Origin of the sequence: Lachnoclostridium sp. MSJ-17 (assembly GCF_018918205.1) — a bacterium.
Taxonomy (GTDB): domain Bacteria; phylum Bacillota; class Clostridia; order Oscillospirales; family Acutalibacteraceae; genus Ruminococcoides.
Genome location: NZ_JAHLQB010000032.1, coordinates 14,639 through 37,189, shown reverse-complemented (window position 1 = coordinate 37,189; position 22,551 = coordinate 14,639). Strand labels below are relative to the sequence as shown.

The 22,551-nt window shown below is 51.6% G+C and carries 20 protein-coding genes; 15 read left to right on the top strand and 5 right to left on the bottom strand.

Features of this window, described 5'->3' with window-relative positions; translation table 11 throughout:
- Positions 1 to 5 precede the first annotated feature (5 nt).
- The 6 genes from KQI64_RS02785 to KQI64_RS02760 all read left to right on the top strand — a co-directional run bounded on the left by KQI64_RS02785 (position 6) and on the right by KQI64_RS02760 (position 8,130).
- On the top strand, positions 6 to 965 hold the full coding sequence (locus tag KQI64_RS02785; protein WP_216523241.1) for a ribose-phosphate diphosphokinase: 960 nt from the start codon (positions 6 to 8) through the stop codon (positions 963 to 965).
- Between the two features lie 213 nt (positions 966 to 1,178).
- Positions 1,179 to 1,772: an aminoacyl-tRNA hydrolase gene (gene pth, locus KQI64_RS02780; protein WP_216523240.1), complete on the top strand. Its 594-nt coding sequence runs from the start codon at positions 1,179 to 1,181 to the stop codon at positions 1,770 to 1,772.
- 1 nt (position 1,773) lies between these two features.
- On the top strand, positions 1,774 to 2,520 hold the full coding sequence (locus KQI64_RS02775) for a heparan-alpha-glucosaminide N-acetyltransferase (RefSeq protein WP_216523239.1): 747 nt from the start codon (positions 1,774 to 1,776) through the stop codon (positions 2,518 to 2,520).
- 12 nt (positions 2,521 to 2,532) lie between these two features.
- Positions 2,533 to 5,991, top strand: coding sequence for a transcription-repair coupling factor (mfd, locus tag KQI64_RS02770; protein ID WP_253289160.1), 3,459 nt, complete (start codon positions 2,533 to 2,535; stop codon positions 5,989 to 5,991).
- Between the two features lie 114 nt (positions 5,992 to 6,105).
- Positions 6,106 to 7,299, top strand: coding sequence for a hypothetical protein (locus KQI64_RS02765; protein ID WP_216523238.1), 1,194 nt, complete (start codon positions 6,106 to 6,108; stop codon positions 7,297 to 7,299).
- Between the two features lie 24 nt (positions 7,300 to 7,323).
- Positions 7,324 to 8,130: a hypothetical protein gene (locus tag KQI64_RS02760; protein WP_216523237.1), complete on the top strand. Its 807-nt coding sequence runs from the start codon at positions 7,324 to 7,326 to the stop codon at positions 8,128 to 8,130.
- A gap of 42 nt (positions 8,131 to 8,172) precedes the next feature.
- Here the strand turns inward: KQI64_RS02760 and KQI64_RS02755 are convergent, their stop codons facing one another.
- From KQI64_RS02755 to rlmD, 3 genes are read right to left on the bottom strand one after another with little or no spacing between them, the layout of a single operon-like run.
- Positions 8,173 to 8,892 (bottom strand): TraX family protein, encoded by a 720-nt coding sequence (locus KQI64_RS02755; RefSeq protein WP_216523236.1) that lies wholly within the window; start codon positions 8,890 to 8,892, stop codon positions 8,173 to 8,175.
- Complete coding sequence (locus tag KQI64_RS02750; RefSeq protein WP_216523235.1) at positions 8,889 to 9,695, bottom strand: amidohydrolase family protein; 807 nt, start codon at positions 9,693 to 9,695, stop codon at positions 8,889 to 8,891. The genes KQI64_RS02755 and KQI64_RS02750 overlap by 4 nt, the downstream gene beginning before the upstream one ends.
- Positions 9,692 to 10,858, bottom strand: a complete 1,167-nt coding sequence (gene rlmD, locus KQI64_RS02745; RefSeq protein ID WP_216523234.1) for a 23S rRNA (uracil(1939)-C(5))-methyltransferase RlmD — start codon at positions 10,856 to 10,858, stop codon at positions 9,692 to 9,694. Before rlmD ends, KQI64_RS02750 begins: the two co-directional genes overlap by 4 nt.
- A gap of 186 nt (positions 10,859 to 11,044) precedes the next feature.
- On the opposite strand from rlmD, the gene KQI64_RS02740 reads away from it, so the two are divergent.
- The 7 genes from KQI64_RS02740 (at position 11,045) to KQI64_RS02710 (ending at position 18,182) form a co-directional block, all read left to right on the top strand.
- Complete coding sequence (locus KQI64_RS02740; protein WP_216523233.1) at positions 11,045 to 13,135, top strand: glutamine synthetase III family protein; 2,091 nt, start codon at positions 11,045 to 11,047, stop codon at positions 13,133 to 13,135.
- Between the two features lie 308 nt (positions 13,136 to 13,443).
- Complete coding sequence (locus KQI64_RS02735; RefSeq protein ID WP_216523232.1) at positions 13,444 to 14,052, top strand: LPXTG cell wall anchor domain-containing protein; 609 nt, start codon at positions 13,444 to 13,446, stop codon at positions 14,050 to 14,052.
- Between the two features lie 53 nt (positions 14,053 to 14,105).
- Complete coding sequence (locus KQI64_RS02730; RefSeq protein WP_330622943.1) at positions 14,106 to 14,765, top strand: class D sortase; 660 nt, start codon at positions 14,106 to 14,108, stop codon at positions 14,763 to 14,765.
- Between the two features lie 8 nt (positions 14,766 to 14,773).
- Positions 14,774 to 15,622 (top strand): hypothetical protein, encoded by an 849-nt coding sequence (locus KQI64_RS02725; RefSeq protein ID WP_216523230.1) that lies wholly within the window; start codon positions 14,774 to 14,776, stop codon positions 15,620 to 15,622.
- Between the two features lie 338 nt (positions 15,623 to 15,960).
- On the top strand, positions 15,961 to 16,710 hold the full coding sequence (locus KQI64_RS02720) for a YveK family protein (protein WP_330622942.1): 750 nt from the start codon (positions 15,961 to 15,963) through the stop codon (positions 16,708 to 16,710).
- Positions 16,697 to 17,443: a CpsD/CapB family tyrosine-protein kinase gene (locus KQI64_RS02715; RefSeq protein WP_216523228.1), complete on the top strand. Its 747-nt coding sequence runs from the start codon at positions 16,697 to 16,699 to the stop codon at positions 17,441 to 17,443. Before KQI64_RS02720 ends, KQI64_RS02715 begins: the two co-directional genes overlap by 14 nt.
- Positions 17,409 to 18,182, top strand: coding sequence for a sugar transferase (locus KQI64_RS02710; RefSeq protein ID WP_253289159.1), 774 nt, complete (start codon positions 17,409 to 17,411; stop codon positions 18,180 to 18,182). Before KQI64_RS02715 ends, KQI64_RS02710 begins: the two co-directional genes overlap by 35 nt.
- An 87-nt stretch (positions 18,183 to 18,269) precedes the next feature.
- On the opposite strand, the gene ald is transcribed toward KQI64_RS02710, so the two are convergent.
- Both ald and KQI64_RS02700 read right to left on the bottom strand, forming a co-directional pair.
- A complete protein-coding gene (gene ald, locus KQI64_RS02705; RefSeq protein WP_216523227.1) occupies positions 18,270 to 19,382 on the bottom strand; it encodes an alanine dehydrogenase in 1,113 nt (370 codons plus the stop codon).
- A 66-nt stretch (positions 19,383 to 19,448) separates the two neighbouring features.
- Complete coding sequence (locus KQI64_RS02700) at positions 19,449 to 20,576, bottom strand: nucleotidyltransferase domain-containing protein (RefSeq protein WP_216523226.1); 1,128 nt, start codon at positions 20,574 to 20,576, stop codon at positions 19,449 to 19,451.
- Positions 20,577 to 20,800: 224 nt separating this feature from the next.
- Between KQI64_RS02700 and KQI64_RS02695 the strand changes: the two genes are divergently transcribed.
- Entirely contained in the window at positions 20,801 to 21,364 is a 564-nt protein-coding gene (locus KQI64_RS02695; protein WP_216523225.1) for an ANTAR domain-containing response regulator, read from the top strand.
- A 73-nt stretch (positions 21,365 to 21,437) separates the two neighbouring features.
- Positions 21,438 to 22,520 (top strand): carbamoyl phosphate synthase small subunit, encoded by a 1,083-nt coding sequence (locus tag KQI64_RS02690; RefSeq protein ID WP_216523224.1) that lies wholly within the window; start codon positions 21,438 to 21,440, stop codon positions 22,518 to 22,520.
- The last annotated feature ends 31 nt before the right edge of the window (positions 22,521 to 22,551 follow it).

The following is a 22,551-nucleotide window of genomic DNA, read 5'->3' as shown; positions in this document are numbered from 1 at the left end:
AATCAATGAATTTTCACGGCAAGGACATCAAAATCTTCGCAGGCAATTCAAATGTTGATGTGGCTCAGGGAATCGCAGGCTGTCTGGGTCTGTCTCTCGGCAAGAGCGACTGCACGCACTTCTCCGACGGCGAGATCGCGGTTTCGCTTCACGAGTCTGTAAGAGGCAGCGACTGCTTCATCGTTCAGTCCACCTGCACACCCGTCAACGACAACCTGATGGAAATGCTCATCATGATTGACGCGATGAAGAGAGCCTCCGCGGCGAGAATCACCGCCGTAATGCCCTACTTCGGCTACGCGCGTCAGGACAGAAAGGCTAAGGCGAGAGATCCGATCTCTGCAAAGCTCTGCGCTGACATCATCACCACCGCGGGCGCTGACAGAGTTCTTACAATGGATTTGCACGCAAATCAGATTCAGGGCTTCTTCAATATCCCTGTTGACCACCTTCACGGCGCGGGAATCCTCGCCAACCACATGAAGGAGAAGATCGGCGGCAACTTCGACGACTTCATCGTTGTGTCACCCGACCTCGGTTCCGTTACACGTTCGCGCAACTTCGCTTCCAAGATCGGCACAGGTCTCGCGATCATCGACAAGCGCAGACCAAAGGCTAACGTCTGCGAGGTCATGAACATCATCGGCGACGCGAGAGGCAAGAAGGTCATTCTCGTCGACGACATGATCGACACCGCCGGCACTCTCTGCAACGCGGCTAATGCTATCGTTGAAAAGGGCGGCGCTGTTGAGGTTTACGCCTGCGCTACTCACGCGGTTCTCTCGGGTCCCGCTATCGAGCGCATCAAGAACAGCGCGATCAAGGAGGTAATCCTCCTCGACACTATCCCCGTTCCCGAGGACAAGATGATCGACAAGTTCACTGTGCTTCCCACGGCTCCCATCTTCGCAGAGGCTATCGCGAGAATCTATAACGACAAGCCCTTCACCGCGGCGTTCAACTAAAAGCGGCAAGGCAAACAAATATACAATCAAGGCGGACTGTAAAAAGTCCGCCTTTTGAAAGTTCAGAGTTCAGAATTGTATTTAGTTGGCAGTTGGTAGTTTTTTGCCGCTTCGCTCCGAATATAATTCGGGTGCGGGTGTCCCGCCGTTCATTGTCAATTGTCAACTGTCAACTGTCCATTGAACTCTTAACTCTCACAACGGAGTGATGAAATGTTTGGCTTTAAGAAACCCGGCGGTCCTGTCGAGTACCTCATCGTAGGTCTCGGGAACCCCGACAAAAAATACGAGAACACCCGCCACAACTGCGGTTGGCTTGCCCTCGATCATATCGCGGAAAAACGCGGCTGCCGCATAAACAAAATCAAGTTCAAGAGCTTTGTCGGCGAGTGCACCGTCGGCGGCAAAAGAGCCATGCTGATGAAGCCGACCACCTACATGAACAACAGCGGTCAGGCAGTCGTTGAGGCGATGGATTTCTACAAGCTCAAGCCCGAGAACGTCATTGTCATCTTCGACGACATCTCGCTTCCCGTCGGCAAAATGCGCATACGTTCAAAGGGCAGCGACGGCGGTCAGAAGGGCATGCGCAGCATAATTTATCTCAGCGGCAAGGACGATTTTCCGCGCATAAAAATCGGCATAGGCGCAAAGCCTAATCCCCGGTGGGAGCTTGCCGACTGGGTGCTCTCGAAGTTTACGAAGGACGAGCTGAAAGCTCTGACCGAAATGTTCGACAACGCGAACGACGCGATCGACCTCATGGCTGAGGGAAAAACCGACCGCGCCATGAATATATATAACTGATATGAAAAAGGATCTTTCGTACCGCTACGCCCTGATCGACGCGTTCCGAGGCTTCGCGCTCGTCAATATGGTCGCCTATCACTTCTGCTACGACATTTTCGCGGTCTACGGACTTGACCCCAAATGGTTCACGTACCCGTGGGTGATCGTCTGGGAACGCTTCATCTGCGTGAGCTTCATATTGATTTCGGGAGTGTCGCTGCATTTCTCGTACCACCCGATAAGGCGCGGACTGATAATCAACCTCTGCGGTCTGCTCATCACCTTAGTCACCGCTCTGTTCATGCCCGAGCAGGCGGTGTGGTTCGGAGTGCTCAATCTCATCGGCTGCGCAATGCTGATAGCGACGCTTTTCCGCAAGCTCCTCGAAAAGATAAACCCCTTTGCGGGAGCTGTGATGTCGCTGCTGTTCTTCGCGGTTTTCTACGGAGTGCCCGAGAGGTACATAGGCTTTTTTAACATCAAGCTTTTTGAGGTGCCGGACTTTTTCTATCAGTTCAAGTACGTAGCCTTCCTCGGTTTTCCCGACAGCGGCTTCCGCTCGGCGGACTACTTCCCGATAATCACGTGGATATTTATCTTTTTGCTCGGCTTTTTCCTCTGGGGCATCGTAAAGCGTTATCACAGGGAGGAGCTGTTCCGCAAGGGCTTTCCGCCGCTCAATTTTCTCGGAAGGCACGCGCTTATCATCTATCTCATACACCAACCGGTATTGATGGGGATATGCTTCCTCATATTCAGATATTGATTTAATAAAACTATGAAAATGGACTTTATCGCGCAGGCGTTAGGCGGCTCCTCGCCGTTTTTGACCCTGCGCAGAAATCTCAAAACAGGACGTTCGCTCTGCGTGTCGGGACTATCGGCGGTCTGCAAGGCGGACGTGATATTCACCCTCATTCGAAAGAATGGGGGTCAGGCTCTTTGTATCGCTTCCGACGAGAAGGAAGCCCAGACCCTGTGCAACGATCTCTGCGGCATGGGTCTGCGCGCGTTCGTATATCCCGTCCGCGACTACAATTTTCTCGATTTACAGAGCCGCTCCCGCGAGTACGAGCACATGCGCCTCAAGGTGCTGCTCAAGCTTATCGAGGAGGAGTGCGACGTTGTAATATCCTGCCTTGACGCGGCGAGCCAGCTCACCGTTCCGCAGGATTTCCTCGCGGATATCGTGCTCTCGATGTGGGAGGGCAAGACCCTCGATCTTGACCGCGCGGTGCGTGCGCTTACGCTCCTCGGCTACGAGAGGTTCGACGCTGTTGAGGGCAGCGGTCAGTTCTCGCTGCGCGGCGGAATCCTCGACTTCTTCATGCCCGACGCGGATTATCCCGTCCGCGCGGAATTCTGGGGCGACGAGATCACCGACCTGAGCTATTTTGACATAGAAACCCAGCGCAGGTTCAAGAAGGCAGGCACTATCCACCTGACTCCCTCGACCGAGATCATCATCGAGGACAGAGAGGAGCTAGCCGAAAAGATCGTTCACAAGGCGGGGCTTCTGCGCGGCAAGGGCGTTGTAAAGGCGCGCGAAAAGCTGTACGCCGAGGCTGAGCTTATCCGCAGCGGCGCGACTCCTGCGAACGCCGACAAATTCATCGGTCAGATCTACGGCAAGCCCGAGTGCCTGTTCGATTATTTCAGCCGCGATTCGCTGATGTTTATCTCAGAGTTCAGCAACGTCCGCGACAGGGGAAAGTCGATGGACTTCCAGAACGCCGAGCTTTTGAAGGAAGGTCTTAAAGAGGGCTTCCTCGCGCGCGGGTTTGACCGTTTTCAGCTGACATACAACGAGTGCATGGAGCGTTTCTCGTCGCACGGAGTTATTCTGCTCGAGAGCTTTGTGCACGGCAGCATAGATCTCAAGCTTTCGGAGATAATCACCTTCACCGCAAAGCAGCTCACCCAGTGGACGGGTTCGTACAAGCAGCTGCGTGAGGATCTGAACGGTCTTTTCACCACCGGCAGCCGCGGAGTTATCCTCGCCGGCACCGAAAGAGCGGCTAAGAACCTCTGCGACAACCTTATTGCCGACGGTTACGACGCTCAGTACGTCGCCTCGCTCGAAAAGGCTTCAAAGGGCAGGCTCTACGTCATGCCGGGCGCGCTGAGCGCGGGATTTGAGCTGCCCGGCGAGAAATTCTTCGTCATCACCTTCGGCTACAATTCCTACCGCCCCGAGAAAAAGCGCAAGCGCCGCGGCAAAAAGGAAGGACAGGAGATATACAGCCTGTCCGAGCTTACCGCGGGCGATTACGTCGTTCACAGCGTCCACGGCATCGGTATTTTCAGCGGCATACGGAAAATCGACACCCACGGCATCGTAAAGGACTACATCAAAATCGACTACGCGAAGGGCGACGCGCTCTATGTGCCCGTCACTCAGCTCGACATGGTCGCGAAATACATCGGACCTCAGGAGAATTCACGCGTCAAGCTTAACCGCCTCGGCTCCGGCGACTGGCAGAAGGCTAAGGCGAGAGTAAAATCTTCCGTCAAGGACATCGCAAAGGAGCTTATCGCGCTTTATTCCGCGAGAATGAAGGCAAAGGGCTACGCGTTCTCAGGCGACAACGAGTGGCAGCGCGATTTTGAGGCGGCGTTCGAGTACGAGGAAACGCCCGACCAGCTCGCCTGCATCCGCGAGATAAAGCACGACATGGAGCGCACCGTTCCCATGGACAGACTGCTCTGCGGCGACGTCGGCTTCGGCAAGACAGAGGTCGCTCTGCGCGCGGCGTTCAAGTGCGTCGCGGATTCAAAGCAGTGCGCGCTTCTCTGTCCGACGACTATCCTCGCGTGGCAGCACTACCAGACCGTGACCAAGAGATTTGAGGGCTACCCGATACGCGTGGAGCTGCTCTCGCGCTTCCGCACCCCAAAGCAGCAGAAGGAGATCCTCGAGCGGCTCAGGCGAGGAGAGGTGGACATGGTCGTAGGCACCCACCGTTTAGTCCAGAAGGACGTTGAGTTCCGCGATCTGGGGCTTGCGATCATCGACGAGGAGCAGCGGTTCGGCGTGGCTCAGAAGGAACGCTTCAAGGAGCTTGTAAAGAACGTCGACGTGCTCACTCTCTCCGCTACACCTATTCCGAGGACTCTCAACATGGCTATGAGCGGACTGCGCGACATGAGCGTCATCGAGGAAGCTCCGATGAACCGTCAGCCCGTACAGACCTACGTGCTCGAGCACGACAACGCTGTTATCTACGAGGCGATACGGCGGGAGATGCGCCGCGGCGGTCAGGTGTTCTACCTGCACAACAACGTCGAGACGATCTCGTCCTGCGCATCACGGATTCAGGAGGCTATTCCCGACGCAAAAATCGCGATAGGCCACGGCAAGATGAAGGAAAACGAGCTCAGCGAGGTCTGGAGACAGATGCTTGAGCAGGAGATAGATATTCTCGTCTGCACGACAATAATAGAAACGGGAGTCGACCTTCCGAACGCAAACACACTTATTATAGAAAACGCCGACTGCATGGGTCTGTCGCAGCTCCACCAGCTGCGCGGACGCGTCGGCAGAAGCGCAAGAAGGGCTTACGCGTACTTCACCTTCCGCCGCAGCAAGGTTCTCACCGAGATACAGCAGAAGCGTCTCGCGGCGATCAGAGAGTACACCGAGTTCGGCAGCGGATTCAAGATCGCGATGCGCGACCTCGAGCTGCGCGGCGCGGGAAATATCATGGGCGCTCAGCAGCACGGTCACATGGAGAGCGTCGGCTACGATATGTACCTAAAGCTGCTCGGCGAGGCTGTCAGCGAGGAGAGAGGCGAAACCGCGCAGACAAAAGACCTCGACTGCCTTATCGACATCTCCGTTGACGCGCATATTCCCGAGTATTATGTCGAGAGCCTGACGCTCAGGCTCGACGTTTACCGCCGCATAGCCGATATCCGCACTCCCGCGGACGCCGGCGACGTGCGCGACGAGCTGCGCGACCGCTTCGGCGAGATACCGAAGTCGGTGCTCGGACTGATAGAGATCGCGCTTATCCGCAACCGCGCGAACGCCCTCGGAGTTTACGAGATACGCCAGAACGAGGGAAATCTTCTGCTCTATGTCAGGGAGATCAAATCGCCCGCAGTCGCCGATCTGCTCATATCTCTCAACGGCAAGGCGTCGCTGAACGCCGGACAAAAGCCGTTTTTGTCGGTAAAATGCCCCAAGGGAGAGGATTCCGTGGCTGTATTAAAGCGTGTTTTCGGCATAAATTAGAAAAATTTCAACAAAATTTTTTTAAGATATAGACAATGACGAAAAAATTGTGTATACTAGTACAGTACGCACCCATATGTGAATGGGTGAAATTTGTGTAAGGATGGTATAAAAATGAAACCAACGGTTAAAATCGGTTCCTTACTCCTCGCTGTAGTGATGGCGTTTTCCGCAGCGTTCGCCACAGGCTGCAGCATGGGCAAGGAATGGTCTTACAAAACAAGCGACAAGGAGCTCGCCATAGGCGTGTACATCTACTGCCTTGATCTTGCCTTCCAGCAGGCTCAGACAAAGGCTAAGGAGCTCGACGACTACGACGGCACCAACGACAAGTGGCTCGACCTTGAGATCACCGACGACGACGGCAACACCGCTGTTGCCAGAGAGTGGATCAAGGAGGACGCCCAGAAGAAGTGCCTGAACTTCCTCGCTGTCGAGAAGGCGATGAAGGACGAGGGCGCGTCTGTTGACGAGGCAACCCAGCAGGCTGCCGACGAGCAGGCAAAGACATACTGGAACGTAGGTCAGTACGCAAACTACGGCTACATCATGCCCATGAGCAAGGATCTTGAGCCCTACGGCATTTCCTTTGACAGCTTCCGTTACTGCACCTCGCAGTACTCCGTAAACTACAGCGCTCTCTTCGATACGCTCTACGGCGCGGGCGGTTCTCAGGAGGTTTCTGACAAAGAGCTCGAGGATTACTTCACCGAGAACTACGTTGATTACAGCTACATTCCCGTTAAGCTCTACGAGGCTTCGACCGACGAGGCGGGCGAGTCCACAGACGTCGCTCTCAGCGAGGACAAGATCGCCGAGTACACCTCTGAGCTTGAGGGTTATGTAAAGGATATCAACGACGGCGGTTCCTACGACGACGCGGTAAGCGCTTACACCGAGAAGCACGAGCTCACCGAGAGCCCCGCGGTAGACAACACAGAGCAGCTTGAGAGCGTTTCCGCAGGCGACCAGATCAAGGACGCGCTCAAGGAGCTCGGAAACAACAAGGCAGTCACCGTCAAGGTAGGCGAGGGCAACACAGCCATGCTCTACCTTGTATACAAGAGAAACAGCGCGGATTCCGCCAAGGATTACCTCGAGAGCGAGCAAAACCGCGCCGGCGTCCTCAACACAATGAAGAAGGACGATTTCGAGGATTACATTCAGAAGATCGCAGATGACCTCGATTACGAGAAGAACTCAGCCGTAGACGGCTACGATCCCAAGATGTTCTTTGTAGCCGAGCAGCCTACAACGGCGGCTGAGGAGACAACCTCCGCGGAGGAGGAAACCACCGCAGAGGAATAATCAACCTTTCAAAAGGAGGTTTTTATGGGCAGACATACAAGAGTAATCGCAGCTATATTAACCGCAGTATTCCTTTTCAGCGCGTTCGGCGCGGCTTCGGTTTACGCCGAGGTCGACATCGAGCCGAATCCCGATCCCGTTGTGACAGAGCCCTACAATCCCGAACCGGAGCCGACATATCCCGATATGCCGGTAGATCCCGATCCCGTTGTGACGGATCCTCCGTACAATCCCGAGCCCTACAATCCCGAGCCCTACGATGACGGCGGCAACACCGGCGGAAATACGGGCGGCAACACCGGCGACAACACAGGCGGCGGTACCGGCAACAACGGCTCAGGCTGGGTCGACGGCGACGGCAATGTATACAGCAGTCCGCAGGACGTGTATGTCGGCGGCGGTCAGAGCTACCAGCCTCCGCAGAGCACAGCTCCGTCAGCGGCGCTCTACGAAACCAAGGAGAAAAAGACCGACGACAAGACCCTGTCCTCCAACGACTGGGGCGACATCGCGGCAAAGCTCAAGAACGCTTCAAACACCCCGGGCGATGACGACGGCAGCGGCGACTTTTCCTTCATTCAGCAGAACACGGCGAGAGAGGATAACGGTCACTGGATCCTTATCGTTGGAGCGGCATGTCTGACGCTCAGCCTCGCGGGCTTCATCTATCTGATCGCTTCGGCGGTGTCACGCCGCAGAAAGCTCAAAACCGCTATGAGCACAAACGGCGCTCAGAACGGCTATTACCGTGCAAACGACGATTACGACGACGGCTACAAGCCCGCAGCCAAAAAGGAAAAGACTCCCCGCAACGGAAAAAGATATAAGTAAATAAAACAAAAACGTCTCTGAATGATCAGGGACGTTTTTTTATTATTCAAAGCCTATGTAATTGAGCTTTATCAGGTAGATGATGAAAATGTGGACGGGATAGATCAGGTAGAACAAATACTTCAGAAACGCGCCGCGGATAAAGCCGCGTTTGCCGTTATAAAGAGAAATCGGAAGGAACGCGAGCGCGACAAAGCGGAAGTTGTTGAGCAGAACCGCCGTAAAGACGCGAAGTATCTTCTGTTCTCTCAGGGCATAGAGGAGGATAATGAACGCAAAGCCCTGAATGCTGTAGTCCGCGTCAAGAAAATATGAAACCACCGCAAGACAGAGCAGCGACAGAAACACGCGCAGCGGTTTTTCGCGGAAGCGCTCTATCGCGCACAGACCGAGGTAGCCGAGCAGCAGGGTGAAAAAAACGTTTTGCTCCGGATAATACAGTGTGCCGTTGTGCTCGAGGTCGTAGGGGATTTCAGATATGACCGCGAGAATCGCAAGACTTGCGCCGTAGCGGATCTTGTTCCGCGTGTGAAGAAAGCCCTCAATCAGCAGGAAGCAAAAAATCGGAAAGGCGAACCTTCCGAGGTCACGCATCAGACGGTACAAGGGCAGCTTATACCCTCCGGCTTGAAGCAGAATGATATTATGGTCGACAAGATGACAGCCGACGTGGTCGATGATCATAGAGATCACCGCGATGAGCTTTAGCATGCTGCCGCTGAGTACACTGAAACGGTCGGGAATGAAGTCCTGCCGTATCATAGCCCGAACATCCTCTGCGCGTTTTTGTACATGAGGTTTGCGTAATCCTCAGCGGAAATCATTTCTTTAAGCTCGTTGAAATACTGCTGGTACAGTGAACGTTCGCCTGTTCGGTTATGGAGCAGGGTGTCTTTTCCGTCGATCGGATTGTCGGTGCCGAATAGCATTTTTTCGCTTCCGTAACGCCGTATCGCCTCGACGGTGGTACTGACGGGAACCCACGTCGTGTCGCCGTAGAGGTTAGGCAGCTTGCCGAGCAGATCGAGGGCGACTGAGTTGTCGGTGCCGAGATCCATGTGTACCATAATGAATTTCAGCTCGGGGTGACGCTTCGCGGCGTTGTAAAGGTGCGGCGACATAGCCTGTTCGCAGCCGCCGGTGTGCGACGCTATGGGCAGCCCGTACTCTGCGGCGAGCTTGTATATCGGTTCCAGACGTTCGTCGTCGGGAGCGGTCAGCGAGTGGAACGGGTGCAGCTTTATTCCGTAGATGATATCGCGGTTTTCCCTGAGCAGCGACTCAAACTCCGCGTCGGGCAGCTCCTGTTGGATACGCAGCCACGGCATTATTCCGAGCCTGTCCTTATGCGGGCGCACGGCTTCAACGGTCTGGCGCAGAAGCTCATTCTGCGGCTTTGAAAACGGCGGCGGAACGGGCATGCCCTGATGGTCGTTTTCCGCGCCCTCTATGTTGCTCAGGATCGTGAAGCCGATTCCGTACCTGTCCATCGAATAAAGAACCTGCTCTATCGTCATGTCGAACGGCGGGAGAGTGCCGATATGAGCGTGAGTATCTATAATCATTTTTTTGCCTCCTTTATCAGCTGCACCACGCATTCGATATGCTCGGTGTGCGGGAACATATCCACGGGCTGGATTTTTTTGACCTTGTAATCGCTGTTGTCCGCGAGAAAGCGCAGGTCACGCGCTAAGGTCTCGGGATTGCAGCTGACGTACACGACCCTTTCGGGCGACATCTTTATCAGCGAGCGCAGGAATTTTTCGCTGCTGCCCGCTCTCGGCGGATCCATGAACACCACGTCGGGACGTTCATCTTCTTCGGCGGCGGATTCCATGAATTCTCCGGCGTCGCCCTTGTAGAAGCGGATATTTTTCAGGCCGTTGCGTTTGGCGTTGGTTATCGCGTCACGCACGGCGTCGCCGTTGAGCTCGACTCCGATAACTCTGCCGGCTCCGTTTTTGGCGGCGACGATGCCTATCGTGCCGATGCCGCAGTAGGTGTCGAGAACGGTTTCATCGCCCCTGAGCCGCGCAAATTCGATCGCCTTGCCGTAGAGCACCTCCGTCTGAACGGGATTTATCTGGTAGAAGCTCTTGGGGGAAATGCGGAAGCGGCAGCCGCAGAGCACGTCCTCGATATAACCCCTGCCGTAGAGCACGGTCTGTCTGTCGCCGAGGACGAGGTTGGTGCTGAGGTTGTTGACGTTCTGCACGATCGTCGTGATCTCGGGGAACTGTTTCAAAACAGCCTTCACGAAGTTGTTTTTTGACGGAAATACGGGAGTGCCGGTAACGAGCACGAGCATTATCTCGTTCGTTGAGAAGCCGCGCCTGACAAGCACATGACGAAGAAACCCCTTGCCGGTGTCCTCGTTGTAGGTTGTGAGCTTGAATGACGGAAGCAGCCTGCGGACTGCGACGATGATCCTGTCGGCGGTCTCGTCCTCTATCATGCAGCTGTCTATGCCGACTACGTGGTGGGTGCCCGACTGGTAAACGCCCGAGATGATTTTGCCGCTCCTGTTTGTGTAGAACGCCGCCTGAACCTTGTTTCGGTAGTGACAGGGTTTTTTCATTCCGATGATCGGCTCGACCCTGCAAAACCGGCGGAGAAGGCGTTCGACCTTTCGCTGCTTGAAGCCCAGCTGATCGGGATACGCGGTGTCAAGCTGGCAGCCGCCGCATTTTTTGTATACGGGGCAGCGTTTTGTTGTAGATTTTTCCATAAAAATTCCTCCGCTCTGTTCTGATTATATTCTATCATCAACAGACTTCAATTTCAACCCGGAAAACGCTTGACAAAAAGGATAATTGGGAATATACTGTCAATGATGACGGCAAAGGCGCTGCGGGTATGTCCGCGGCGTTTGTTTTTTTGAAATTACAAAAATTTTCAGTTAGGAGAGTATTTTATGTCAAAGGTGCCCGAAATGTTCGGATGCATGGTATTCAACGACAAAAAAATGCAGGAGAGACTACCCAAATCAACCTACAGGGCTCTCAAAAAGACCATTCAGGACGGCGAACCGCTCGATATCACCGTGGCTAACGTTGTCGCGGCGGCGATGAAGGACTGGGCTATCGAGATGGGCGCGACCCACTACACCCACTGGTTCCAGCCGATGACGGGAGTTACCGCCGAGAAGCACGACAGCTTCATTCAGCCCCACGGCGACGGCGTTATCATGGAGTTCTCGGGCAAGGAGCTCATCAAGGGCGAGCCCGACGCTTCGTCCTTTCCCAGCGGCGGTATCCGCGCAACCTTTGAGGCGAGAGGCTATACGACATGGGATCCCACCTCGCCCGCGTTTGTCCGCGACGGCTCTCTGTATATTCCCACCGCCTTCTGTTCCTATACAGGCGAGGTTCTCGACAAAAAGACTCCGCTTCTCCGCTCGATGGAGCGCATGAGCACCGAGGCGGTCAAGATACTTCACCTCCTCGGCAAGACCGAAGTTACACGAGTCACGACTACTGTCGGTCCCGAGCAGGAGTATTTCCTCATCGACAAGGAGCTTTACGATCAGAGAGAGGACCTCAAGCTCACCGGCAGAACCCTTTTCGGAGCGAAGGCGCCCAAGGGTCAGGAGCTTGACGACCACTATTTCGGCGCGATCAAGACAAGGGTCGCGGCGTACATGAAGGATATCGACGAGGAGCTGTGGAAGCTCGGCGTGCTCGCAAAGACCAAGCACAACGAGGTCGCTCCCTCACAGCACGAGCTAGCTCCGATCTTTACCACCTCGAATATCGCGAACGATCACAACGAGCTGACAATGGAGATCATGCAGAAAACCGCCGAGCGTCACGGACTTGTCTGCCTGCTCCACGAGAAGCCCTTCGCAGGCGTGAACGGCTCGGGCAAGCACAACAACTGGTCGCTGAGCACAAATACCGGCGAGAACCTGCTCAGCCCCGGCAAGCACCCCGAAAATAACCTCACCTTCCAGCTCTTCCTCGCGGCTGTCGTAAAGGCTGTCGACGAGTATCAGGATCTGCTCAGAGCTACCGTAGCCTCCGCGGGCAACGACCACAGACTCGGCGCAAACGAGGCTCCGCCCGCAATTATGTCGGTATACCTCGGCGACGACCTCGGCGAGATGGTTCAGGCTATCATCGACGGCGAGGACTATGTCAGCCACGGCAAGGAAAAAATGGAAACCGGCGTTGAGGTGCTCGCCGACTTCAAGAAGGACACCTCAGACCGCAACCGCACATCTCCGTTCGCTTTTACAGGCAACAAGTTTGAGTTCCGCGCACTCGGTTCCGCGCTCAACATCGGCTGTCCGAACTACATGCTCAACACAATGGTAGCCGAGGAGCTCAGTCAGTTCTACGTAGAGCTCAAGGGCGCCGAGAATATCAACGCGGCTGTCCGTTCTCTCGTCAGAAACGTGCTCACCGAGCATCAGCGCATCATCTTCAACGGCGACAACTACGCCGACGAGTGGGTAGAGGAGGCTCAGAGACGCGGCCTTTACAACCTCAAGTCACTTCCCGACGCGTTCTCGCACTTCCTCGACAGAAAGAATATCGACCTCTTTGTCAAGAACAAGATCGTCACCGAGGCGGAGTACCGCGCGCGTTACGAGATCGAGCTTGAGACCTACTGCAAGCAGATCAACATCGAGGCGCTCACCATGATCGACATGGCTAAGAAGAAGATCACTCCCGCGGTCACCGCTTTTGTAAGGGAGCTCACCGACGCGGCTCTCGCAAAGAAGGCGCTTTCCGCGGCTATTCCCACAAGCGTTGAGGAGGATCTTATCATGAGCCTTTCAAACAAGCTTGTCTGCTTTGTCAAAAAGACCTCGGAGCTTGAGGACGCTGTTATGAACGCGGGCGACGCATCGTCCGATCCCCTCGAGAGAGCTAGATATTTCCGCGAGAGCATCTTCGCCAAGATGCAGGAGCTGCGCGCCGTCGGAGATTCAATGGAGACCGAAACCGCGGCTGATTTCTGGCCTTATCCCTCGTATACCGAGCTGCTTTTCGGCGTTTAAGGCTTTTTTGTACAACGTGACAAGGCGGAAAATACTTTTGACGGCATTTTTGACTCGATAGACAAATTTAGTCCGAATAGTTGTAAAAATAGAATAAAAACCAATCCGAATTATTGAAATCTTTAGTACAGAGAAGTATATAATCTGGGTTATGTTGCGCTAAAATTAGATGTAATTTGCAAAAAACACTTTACAAACCAAATCATTAGTGATATAATCTATACGTAAATTCTTCGAAAATGGTTTTCAGCGGTTCTGTAACCGTTTTCTGAGGATTACATAAATTACTCAAAAGGTGGTAGAAAACAATGAAAAAGTTATCCGCAATCTTCGTTGCACTTCTTCTCGTTGCCGTATCCGCTGTTTCAGCTTTTGCTGCCGGTATCAATGACAATGAGCAGAAGGTTCTTGACGAATTAAAGACCAGTGTTAAGATGCAGGGTACTGAGATGTACTTGCCCGAAGCTTATGTAAATCAGGCTGAGAATTTCTTTAACACTATTGACATGACTGAAGATCAGGCTGATAAGGTTCTCTCCGCTATCAAGAGCGGCAAGACCCAGCTTGAGGCTACAGGCGCAAAGAATATTGCTGATTGCACAACTGCTCAGAAGAAGGAGCTCATGACTACTCTCAAAAACGTAATGGCTCCCCTAAACGGCACTGCTTCCTATGATAAGACCACAGGTGAGATTACCCTTAAGTCTGAGAGCGGCGAGGTTATCTTCAAGGCTGTTCCTACTCTCGTAGAAAAAGGCAGCAGCAAGGGCGAGGACGTTAACGGCAAGACCACAGACGGCGGCGTTGTTAAGACAACAGGCGCTTCTGCTAACACCATGACCTTCGTTATCATCGGTGTAGCTGCAGTTCTCGTTATCGCAGGCGGCGCTTTCTTCGTAATTAAGAAGAGAGGCTAATGTCCGGTCAAAACAGACACAGGCACAATAAAAAAGTTGGTGGGAAGAGTTTTGTGATTCTTCCCATTATCTTTTGTCTCGGAATATTTTTGGTGATATACGCGGCGCTTGTTCCTTCTGTCGGACCCTTTGTCGCTGCGGCAGGCATGGTGTTTTCTGACTCAGAAAAAGACTACTCTACCGAATATAAGAATATTTTTGTGCCTGTAAAAGAAAATGAAACGGTAGAGACGGTAACCGACAGCAGCGGTAAGGAAGAGATTAAATCCGAGGTGGTTGAATATCCGAACTACGGCAACCAGTTCGGCGAAATCAGCATTCCCGACTGCGGAATCGAGTGCCCTCTGCTCATGGGTGACGGAGACATTGCGCTCAGCAACGGCGTTGGTATTTATTACGGAAGCTTTGTTCCGGGTTATGGCGGCACAACAATGATCGCCGGACATAACAACACCTATTTTAACGGCTTAAAATACGCCGCTCCCGGTCAGAAGATCACAATTAGAACAAGCTACGGTAACTACAAGTATACTATAAAGGAAACGGCGGTTAAGGAAGCGCTTGACACCGATGCGTACGATCTGTCTGCCGACTATGAGAATCTGGTTCTGTACACCTGCTATCCTTTTGACGAAATCGGTCTTACAAGCAAGAGATTCTTTGTTTACGCCGATCTGACCGAAGGTATTGCTATCGAGAAAGCGGCGGAGTAAGTGATATTATGAGCAAAAAAACAGTAAGCAAAAAAATACGCGACATTATTTTCGGCGTCTTATCGTTTATTCTGGCGCTTTTTCTTTTTGCGGATTCTATTTGTGTTTTATCCGTTGCATTTGTTTTTAATAAAAACGCATGGATCGATCAGATGCATCTGTCAAACTACTTTGTTGATAAAACGGATGAGGTTAAAAATAAACTGATCATTCTCGGTAACGCAAGCGGCTTGGCGCCGGAGTTTTTTGATAAGGTTGTCGATACTATTCAGATCACCAAGGATACGCAGACTTATCTTGACGCGTACTTTGACGGAAAGAACGATATTATCGATACAACTGTTTTTAAGCAGACGTTCTATTCGGAGCTTGAAGCATACGTCAAGGAAAAAAATGCAAAAGTCGACGACGCTAACGTTGATTATCTGGTCAAACAGGCTGAGCATATTTACACCAAAAGCCTCGAAATTCCCCTGCTTTACAGGTTATCGGTATATTTTACTGCGCTGAGAAAGATAATCCCATTTATTATTGCGGGACTCACGGCGCTTTCTGCGGTAATAGTGCTTATTCTGTTTTTGGGTAACAAAAAATGGCGTCACCGCGCTTTTAAATACCTGTATTACGCGTGTGCGGGTACATGCCTTTCGCTTCTTGCTGCTGCGGTTTATCTGTCTGCCATCGGCGGACTTAAAAAGATAGTCCTCGAATCAAGAGCGTTATATAATATGGCGGTGTCTTACGGCAACAGCCTGACAGTTGCGTTTTGGGCATTGACAGCGTTTTTCTTTATAGTGGCGTTCGCACTGTACTTTGTATACCGTTCAAAATACATTAAGGTTATATCATCCGACTGATAATTGAAATTTGAAATTTAGAAAACATTTTTTCGGTTTTGTGCCCTCGCAAAAAAAGGCGCGAGCAGCGGCTTGTGAGGGCTAATTTGTTATCTGAAAGGGTGTTTTTTGTTAATATGGATACTGCTTTTTGAGCTTTATTACAAATAGTAAAATGTGTTGGGGACGAAACTAACAATAAATTAAATATTGCTTAAATAAATATCGGCTAAACGGAGAATTTTCTTAATAAGCCGTTATTTGTCGGTGCTCTGCTTGAATTATTTAAGCCATTATTGTATAATTAAATGCGGTCAAAAGTTGTTATCTTACGATTATTTGAAAGGTGAGTGAATTGAGTGGAAGAACGTGATGAGATATTAATTTCACCTAAAACGATAATTGAGGTGCTTAAGAAAAACCTGGTATTTATTATTATCACCGTATTGGTATGTACCGTCGGTTCTTTTTTCATTACCAATTTCCTGGTGACGAAGCATTATACCTCATCTATTTCGCTGTATGTAGAAACCGTCGATCTGCAGGCGGATTCTCCGAACAGCGCGGTTTATTCTCTGAACATGCAGAATTACGCGCTTAAGCTCGTTAATACCTACATCAGAATGCTGGACACAAATACCTTCTTCACCAAGCTCGCCGATGAGCTTGGCGACAAGTATACCGCGGCGCAGCTGCGGAGCATGGTCACCTTCACGAGCGATGATACTACGGAGGTCTTTAATGTCAGCGTTGTTTCCGATTCTCCGACAGAATCAAAGATCATTGCGGATACAATCGCTGAGGTAGCGCCCGATACCATTTCAAACCTTAAGTCAAACGCAAAGCTCAAGGTTTGCGATGAGGCGCAGATGCCCACAAAGCCGTCGTCGCCGAGTGTGAGCAGAAACGTGATAATCGCTTTTGCTATCGGTTTGGTGCTCTCTCTCGTGATATCGTTTGTCAGACATTTCCTTGACAAGAAGATCAAGTATGACGACGAGATGACTACTATCTGCGATATTCCCGTACTGGCTGCAATCCCCAGCTTTGACACGTATATAAACCAGAAGGGCAAGAACGGAGGCGCAAAGGATAATGGCAAAGAATAATAACAATAATAACAGCTACGGTACAGACAGAAAAAGAGCCGATAACCTGCTAAACATGGAGGCTATCGCTTTCCAGATCAGAGAATCGTACAAGACTGCCAGAACCAACATCGTTTACTCGATTATCAAGAAGGGCTGTAAGAAAATCAGCTTTACCAGCGCCAACAAGGGCGAAGGCAAGACCGTTACCTCGGTCAACATAGCGATCGCTCTTGCTCAGCAGGTAAACACAAGGGTTCTGATCATCGACTGCGACCTCAGAAGACCTCAGATCCACAACGTTCTTTCGATCGCTTTTGCTCCGGGTCTGACGAATTACCTCAACGGCGAATGCTCAAAGGATGAGGTTGTCCGCAGTACAAAAATCAACAATCTTTCCGCTATAACATACGGCGCGATCCCGCCTAACCCCTCAGAGCTTCTCTCCAGTGAGAGTATGAGAGAGTTTATCAAGGAGCTTGAAAAGGACTACGATTATATCATTTTCGATACTCCTCCCGTCGGCGTAGTAATCGACTCGCTTCCTCTTGTCAAGCAGTCTGACGGCGTTGTGCTGATCATCAAGCATAATTCCACAACATACCCCGATCTGAAAAAGATCATTGAGACGATAAACAGAAACAACGGTAAAATCCTCGGAATTATCGTAAACAGCGTCGATTCCGTCAAGTCTCATAAGTACGGAAAGGGTTACGGCTATGGCTACGGTTACGGTTACGGCTACGGCTACTGATTCTCCGCGGGGAATCGGCTCTGCAGTATTCGACGGATATGCAGGGAGCGGGACGCTTGAAAAAGAAATAACGGAAAAGAAGAGTATGCGTAAGGAAGTAATAAAAAACGGAGTTATATACTACGTTGACGAAAAAAAGTTTTATAGTATTGTAAAGCGTGTGTTCGATGTTACTGTTTCGGTGCTGTTTGTGATATTGTTCTGGTGGCTGTTCGTCGGAATTGCGGTTGCGATCAAAATTGACGACAGAGGTCCGGTTTTTTACGTTCACAACAGAGTCGGTTTATTCGGCAGAGAATTTAAATTTTATAAGTTCAGAAGCATGAGACCCGACGCGGATAAAATGCTTGATTCGATACAGCATCTTAACGAAACCTCGGGAGAGCTTTTTAAAATCAAGGATGATCCGCGCGTGACGAGGGTCGGAAGGTTCCTGAGAAAGACCAGCCTTGACGAGCTTCCGCAGTTTTTCAACATCATCAAGGGCGACATCAGCTTTGTCGGTCCGCGCTCTCCGCTTCCCAGAGAGGTCGCCAATTACACGGATTATTCAATGCAGCGCCTGTCTGTTATCGGCGGCCTGACCTGTTACTGGCAGGTCAGCGGCAGAAGTCAGATAGATTTCAGCGGTATGGTCGAGCTTGATTACAAGTACATCAGGGAGAGAGGCTTCCTTACGGACATAAAGATTCTTTTCCTTACCATTCCCGCGGTAATAAAGGGCGACGGCGCGTATTGACCGCATATTCTTTCCTGAAATACAACTTAATAATATATACAGCAAAGGGGCTGCCGCATTTGCGCCAGCCCCGTTTTGAATTATTAATCAGATAAGAGAACAAATATCAACAGACTCGCGGTTGTGAGCCTCGGCGACGTTTTTGTTTGTGATCTTGCCGAGATAGCAGTTTACGCCCGAGCAGATAACAGCGCTCTTTTTGCAGGCTTCCTCAAGACCGTTTTCCGCGATTTGCAGACCGTAACGGAGAGTGGCGTTCGTCAGGGCGATGGTGCTTGTTCTCGGAACCGCGCCGGGCATATTTCCTACGCAGTAATGAACTACGCCGTCCTCGATATAAACAGGGTCGTCGTGAGTCGTTACGCGGCTTGTTTCTCCGCAGCCGCCCTGATCGATAGCGACGTCAACGAATACGGCGCCGTCCTTCATTCCGGGCAGGTATTTTTTCTTGAACAGCTTCGGAGTGGAAGCGCCGGGGATAAGTACGGAACCGATAACGAGATCAGCGTCCTTTACCGCGCGCTCGATGTTGCTCTCGTTGCTGACAAGAGTCTGGATACGTGAGCCGAACATGTTGTCAAGCTCCTCAAGACGTTTCAGGCTGATATCGAGAATGGTGACGTTCGCGCCCATTCCAGCGGCGATTTTGCAGGCGTTCATGCCCACGGTGCCGCCGCCGAGAATAACGACGTTCGCCTTCGGGGTACCGGGTACGCCGGCGAGCAGTATGCCCTCGCCGCCGAAGCGTTTCTCAAGATACTTTGCGCCTTCCTGAATTGAAAGACGTCCGGCGATCTGCGACATAGGCGCGAGAAGCGGCAGAGAACGGTCGGTTTCCTGAAGCGTCTCGTAAGCTACAGCCTTGACCTTGCCTTTGAGAAGCGCGTCCATCTGTTTTTCGTCGGCTGCAAGATGAAGATATGTGTAGAGGATCATACCCTCGCGGAAGTAAGCGTATTCTTCCTCAAGCGGCTCCTTGACCTTTATCATCATATCCACCGTGCTCCATATGTCCTTGGCGCCGTCAACCATTGCGGCTCCCGCTTCAACATATCCCGCGTCAGTGAAGCCTGATCCGATGCCCGCGCCCTTTTCGATATAGACCTCATGCCCCGCGGAAACGTAAGCGCGCACATTATCAGGTGTCATGCCAACGCGGAACTCATTGTTTTTGATTTCCTTGACACATCCGATTTTCATTAAAAAACCTGCCTTTCAGTAGAAAAAATATTATTGTAAGCCGAAGCTCGGCTGAATATATGGGAATCATTCCTCTGCGTCCGGTTTTTTCCTGAGTGAATCAACCTCATTGAAAAGCTTTTTGCGGTGCCTTATCAGCCCGTTGAAAGGTCTGTATACCACCAAAAGAGGATACAGTACCCGGTGACGGTAAACAACGGGATGATATTGCTCGAGGTGTTCCTTTGAAGGGAAAACACGGCTGATAATATAGCGGAGTTTTGCTTTTTTGCTGTTGTCGCCTCCGAGACGGTTTTTTATCATGTTGTCAACCGTGCCGTAGGAGCCTGAATCCGCGTAAAACGCAAGCTCCTCTTTGTCGCTGTCCGACAGCGGCTGAAATGAAAATACCTTTTCGGCAAGCCCGCGCGTTTTTGCTTCATATTCCCTTATACCCAAAAATTCAAGCTCATTGCGGATATATTCCCGGTCGAGCGACTGACCCTTTGCTTTGTTGAATAAATAGACGTCGGCAAGCGAACGCAGCCCCGTGCCCGCATGGGAGAAATGCTTGTACATATGTATGACGCAGTAGACATAAAAATCCTCGTCGGTCATATGATATCCGCAGCTGTTATCGTCGTCCTTTATCAGGCGCTCCTTGAGCGTTGAGTAGTAGGAGTAAGCCGTCGGCCACGTGATCGGGTTAAAGAGATGGGCGTGTATTTCAAAGGAAACCGGTTTTTTGCTATATACGTCGTGGTTGTGATTTCCGAATTCCACGCAGGTGAATCCCAGCGAGCACATTATATCTCTGATCTCGGACATTTTTGAGGCGTCGCAGAGTATATCGTTGTCAGACATTTCGCGCATTGACGCCTCAGGGTAAATATCCTTCAGGAGGATGCCCTTGAGAGGAAGATACCAGATTCCGTGCCTGTCAAACTCACGTAAGATTTTTGCGCGTTCCGCCTGAAAGATAATCAGCCGCCGTTTTGAGTTGCCCTTTGCGTTCAGCCAGCGCTGAGAAAGCGGCGACACCTTTTCAATCGCATACGCCGCGGCTGCGGAAAGCATATGGCTGCTTGCCATACTGTACACCGCCGCGTCATCCATTTCGGAACAGCGCTGCGCGTCGGGAGTTATGGAATTGAATGCACACGATACAAGATAAATCAAATCCATAGCCGTTTTAGATACTTTGCTTTGATTCATCGTCAGCTGATCCTTTCCGTGCAGAAATTTGTCGGATTATGAGTCTGCACCGTAATATTATAGCATTTTGTTATATGCTGTGTCAATCCGCCAAAATAAATGATTATTCAGTTTGTAAAAATAAAAAAATCAAGAAATCTCAGTTTAATTCCTTTATGTAAATAAACTGTCCGGGAAATCAGGTAAAATAATATGTTGAAGAATGAAATAGCGGTGGTGATAGTTTGAAAAATGCATTGCTTGTAACAAACTCCGAACAAAGCGCCGTCGCACTTTCAAAGCTCCTCGAAGAGGAAGGCTATGAGGAGATCACCGTTACCTACTCAGCCTACAGCGCCGAACAGCAGGAGCCTGAATTCGACCTTGTGTGTATCAACGCTCCTCTTGCGGACGAGAACGGCATCGCGCTTGCGACGCGTTTTGCCGACACCACACGTTCCGGCGTCGTGATAATCGTATCAAAGGCAAGCTCCGACAAGGTAAGCGATATGCTCAACGAAAAGGGAGTGCTCGTTATCTCAAAGCCTATCAACAGGCACCTTTTTCACCACTATCTGCTGTTCACGGATTGCTTCAGGAGCCGCCTTCTCAGGGTCGAGCGCGAAAACGACAAGCTCAAGCACATGGTCGAGGATCTGAAAATCATCGACCGCGCCAAGCTTTTGCTCGTCACCTGCCTGAATATGAGCGAGGAGCAGGCGCACCGCTACCTCGAAAAACAGGCGATGGACCTGCAGACCAGCAAGCTTGCCGTCGCGAAACAGGTCATCAGGACCTATCAGAACTGATAAACACAAACGTCAATTCCGGGGCGGTATTCCGCCCGATTTGAATAAACCACTATTTGAAAGGATTGTTACTATGAGTCGTGCTGCGTATTTAGTGCTCGAAAACGGAACGGTTTTTGAGGGCAAGGCATTTGGCGCCGAAAAGGAAACTATGGGAGAGCTTGTTTTTACAACCGCTATGACAGGCTATCTTGAAACACTCACCGACCCCAGCTATTTCGGTCAGGTGGTTCTTCACACATTTCCTCTTATCGGCAATTACGGCGTTATCCGTTCGGATTTCGAGACGCCCACACCCGCGCTCAATGGTTATATCGTAAGAGAATGGTGTCAAGCACCGTCCAACTTCCGCAGTGAGGGCGATCTTGACGCCTTTTTAAAAGAGAAGGGCGTAACCGGCATCTGCGGTCTTGATACCCGCGCTCTCACAAGGATCGTCCGCGAGTACGGCGTTATGAACTGCAGTATTCAGTACACCCCCGAGGTGACGGACGAGCTGCTCAGCAAGCTCAAGGGCTTTGTTATCACCGAGGCGGTCGAGAAAACCACGATCTCCGAGATTGAAAACTTCCCCGTCGAAAACGCGAAGTATCACGTTGTCCTCATGGACTTCGGCGCGAAGCATAACATCGGCAGAGAGCTCAACAAGCGCGGCTGCAGCCTGACTGTCGTACCCGCCCACACAACAGCCGAGGAAGTCCTCGCGCTCAATCCCGACGGCATCATGCTCTCGAACGGCCCCGGAGACCCCGCGAAGAACACCGCGGTCATCGAGGAGCTTAAAAAGCTCACAGAGAGCAATGTTCCGATGTTCGGCATCTGCCTCGGTCACCAGCTGCTCGCTCTCGCTCACGGAGCAAAGACCGAAAAGCTCAAGTACGGCCACCGCGGAGCCAACCAGCCCGTCAAGGAGCTCGAGACAGGCAAGGTCTACATCACCTCACAGAACCACGGCTACGCCGTCGTTTCCGACAGCCTGCCCGAGGACAGCGAGGTAAGCTACGTTAACGGCAACGACAACACCTGCGAGGGCGTGACATACAAAAGCTTCCCCGCTTTTTCGGTGCAGTTCCATCCCGAAGCCCACGGCGGTCCGCTCGACACCTCGTTCCTCTTTGACCGCTTCCTCAGAATGATGGACGACAGCAAGCAGTAATCTCAGATATATTCAAAAATATTCTATAAAG

Coding starts and splice junctions, on each gene's coding strand:
- rlmD (WP_216523234.1), bottom strand. CDS start 10,858: ATGGAAAAATCTACAACAAAACGCTGCCCCGTATACAAAAAATGCGGC.
- KQI64_RS02725 (WP_216523230.1), top strand. CDS start 14,774: ATGAGCAAAAAAACAGTAAGCAAAAAAATACGCGACATTATTTTCGGC.
- KQI64_RS02710 (WP_253289159.1), top strand. CDS start 17,409: ATGGCTACGGTTACGGTTACGGCTACGGCTACTGATTCTCCGCGGGGA.
- KQI64_RS02785 (WP_216523241.1), top strand. CDS start 6: ATGAATTTTCACGGCAAGGACATCAAAATCTTCGCAGGCAATTCAAAT.
- KQI64_RS02700 (WP_216523226.1), bottom strand. CDS start 20,576: ATGAATCAAAGCAAAGTATCTAAAACGGCTATGGATTTGATTTATCTT.
- ald (WP_216523227.1), bottom strand. CDS start 19,382: ATGAAAATCGGATGTGTCAAGGAAATCAAAAACAATGAGTTCCGCGTT.
- KQI64_RS02750 (WP_216523235.1), bottom strand. CDS start 9,695: ATGATTATAGATACTCACGCTCATATCGGCACTCTCCCGCCGTTCGAC.
- KQI64_RS02740 (WP_216523233.1), top strand. CDS start 11,045: ATGTCAAAGGTGCCCGAAATGTTCGGATGCATGGTATTCAACGACAAA.
- KQI64_RS02690 (WP_216523224.1), top strand. CDS start 21,438: ATGAGTCGTGCTGCGTATTTAGTGCTCGAAAACGGAACGGTTTTTGAG.
- KQI64_RS02775 (WP_216523239.1), top strand. CDS start 1,774: ATGAAAAAGGATCTTTCGTACCGCTACGCCCTGATCGACGCGTTCCGA.
- KQI64_RS02765 (WP_216523238.1), top strand. CDS start 6,106: ATGAAACCAACGGTTAAAATCGGTTCCTTACTCCTCGCTGTAGTGATG.
- mfd (WP_253289160.1), top strand. CDS start 2,533: ATGAAAATGGACTTTATCGCGCAGGCGTTAGGCGGCTCCTCGCCGTTT.
- pth (WP_216523240.1), top strand. CDS start 1,179: ATGTTTGGCTTTAAGAAACCCGGCGGTCCTGTCGAGTACCTCATCGTA.
- KQI64_RS02760 (WP_216523237.1), top strand. CDS start 7,324: ATGGGCAGACATACAAGAGTAATCGCAGCTATATTAACCGCAGTATTC.
- KQI64_RS02755 (WP_216523236.1), bottom strand. CDS start 8,892: ATGATACGGCAGGACTTCATTCCCGACCGTTTCAGTGTACTCAGCGGC.
- KQI64_RS02735 (WP_216523232.1), top strand. CDS start 13,444: ATGAAAAAGTTATCCGCAATCTTCGTTGCACTTCTTCTCGTTGCCGTA.
- KQI64_RS02715 (WP_216523228.1), top strand. CDS start 16,697: ATGGCAAAGAATAATAACAATAATAACAGCTACGGTACAGACAGAAAA.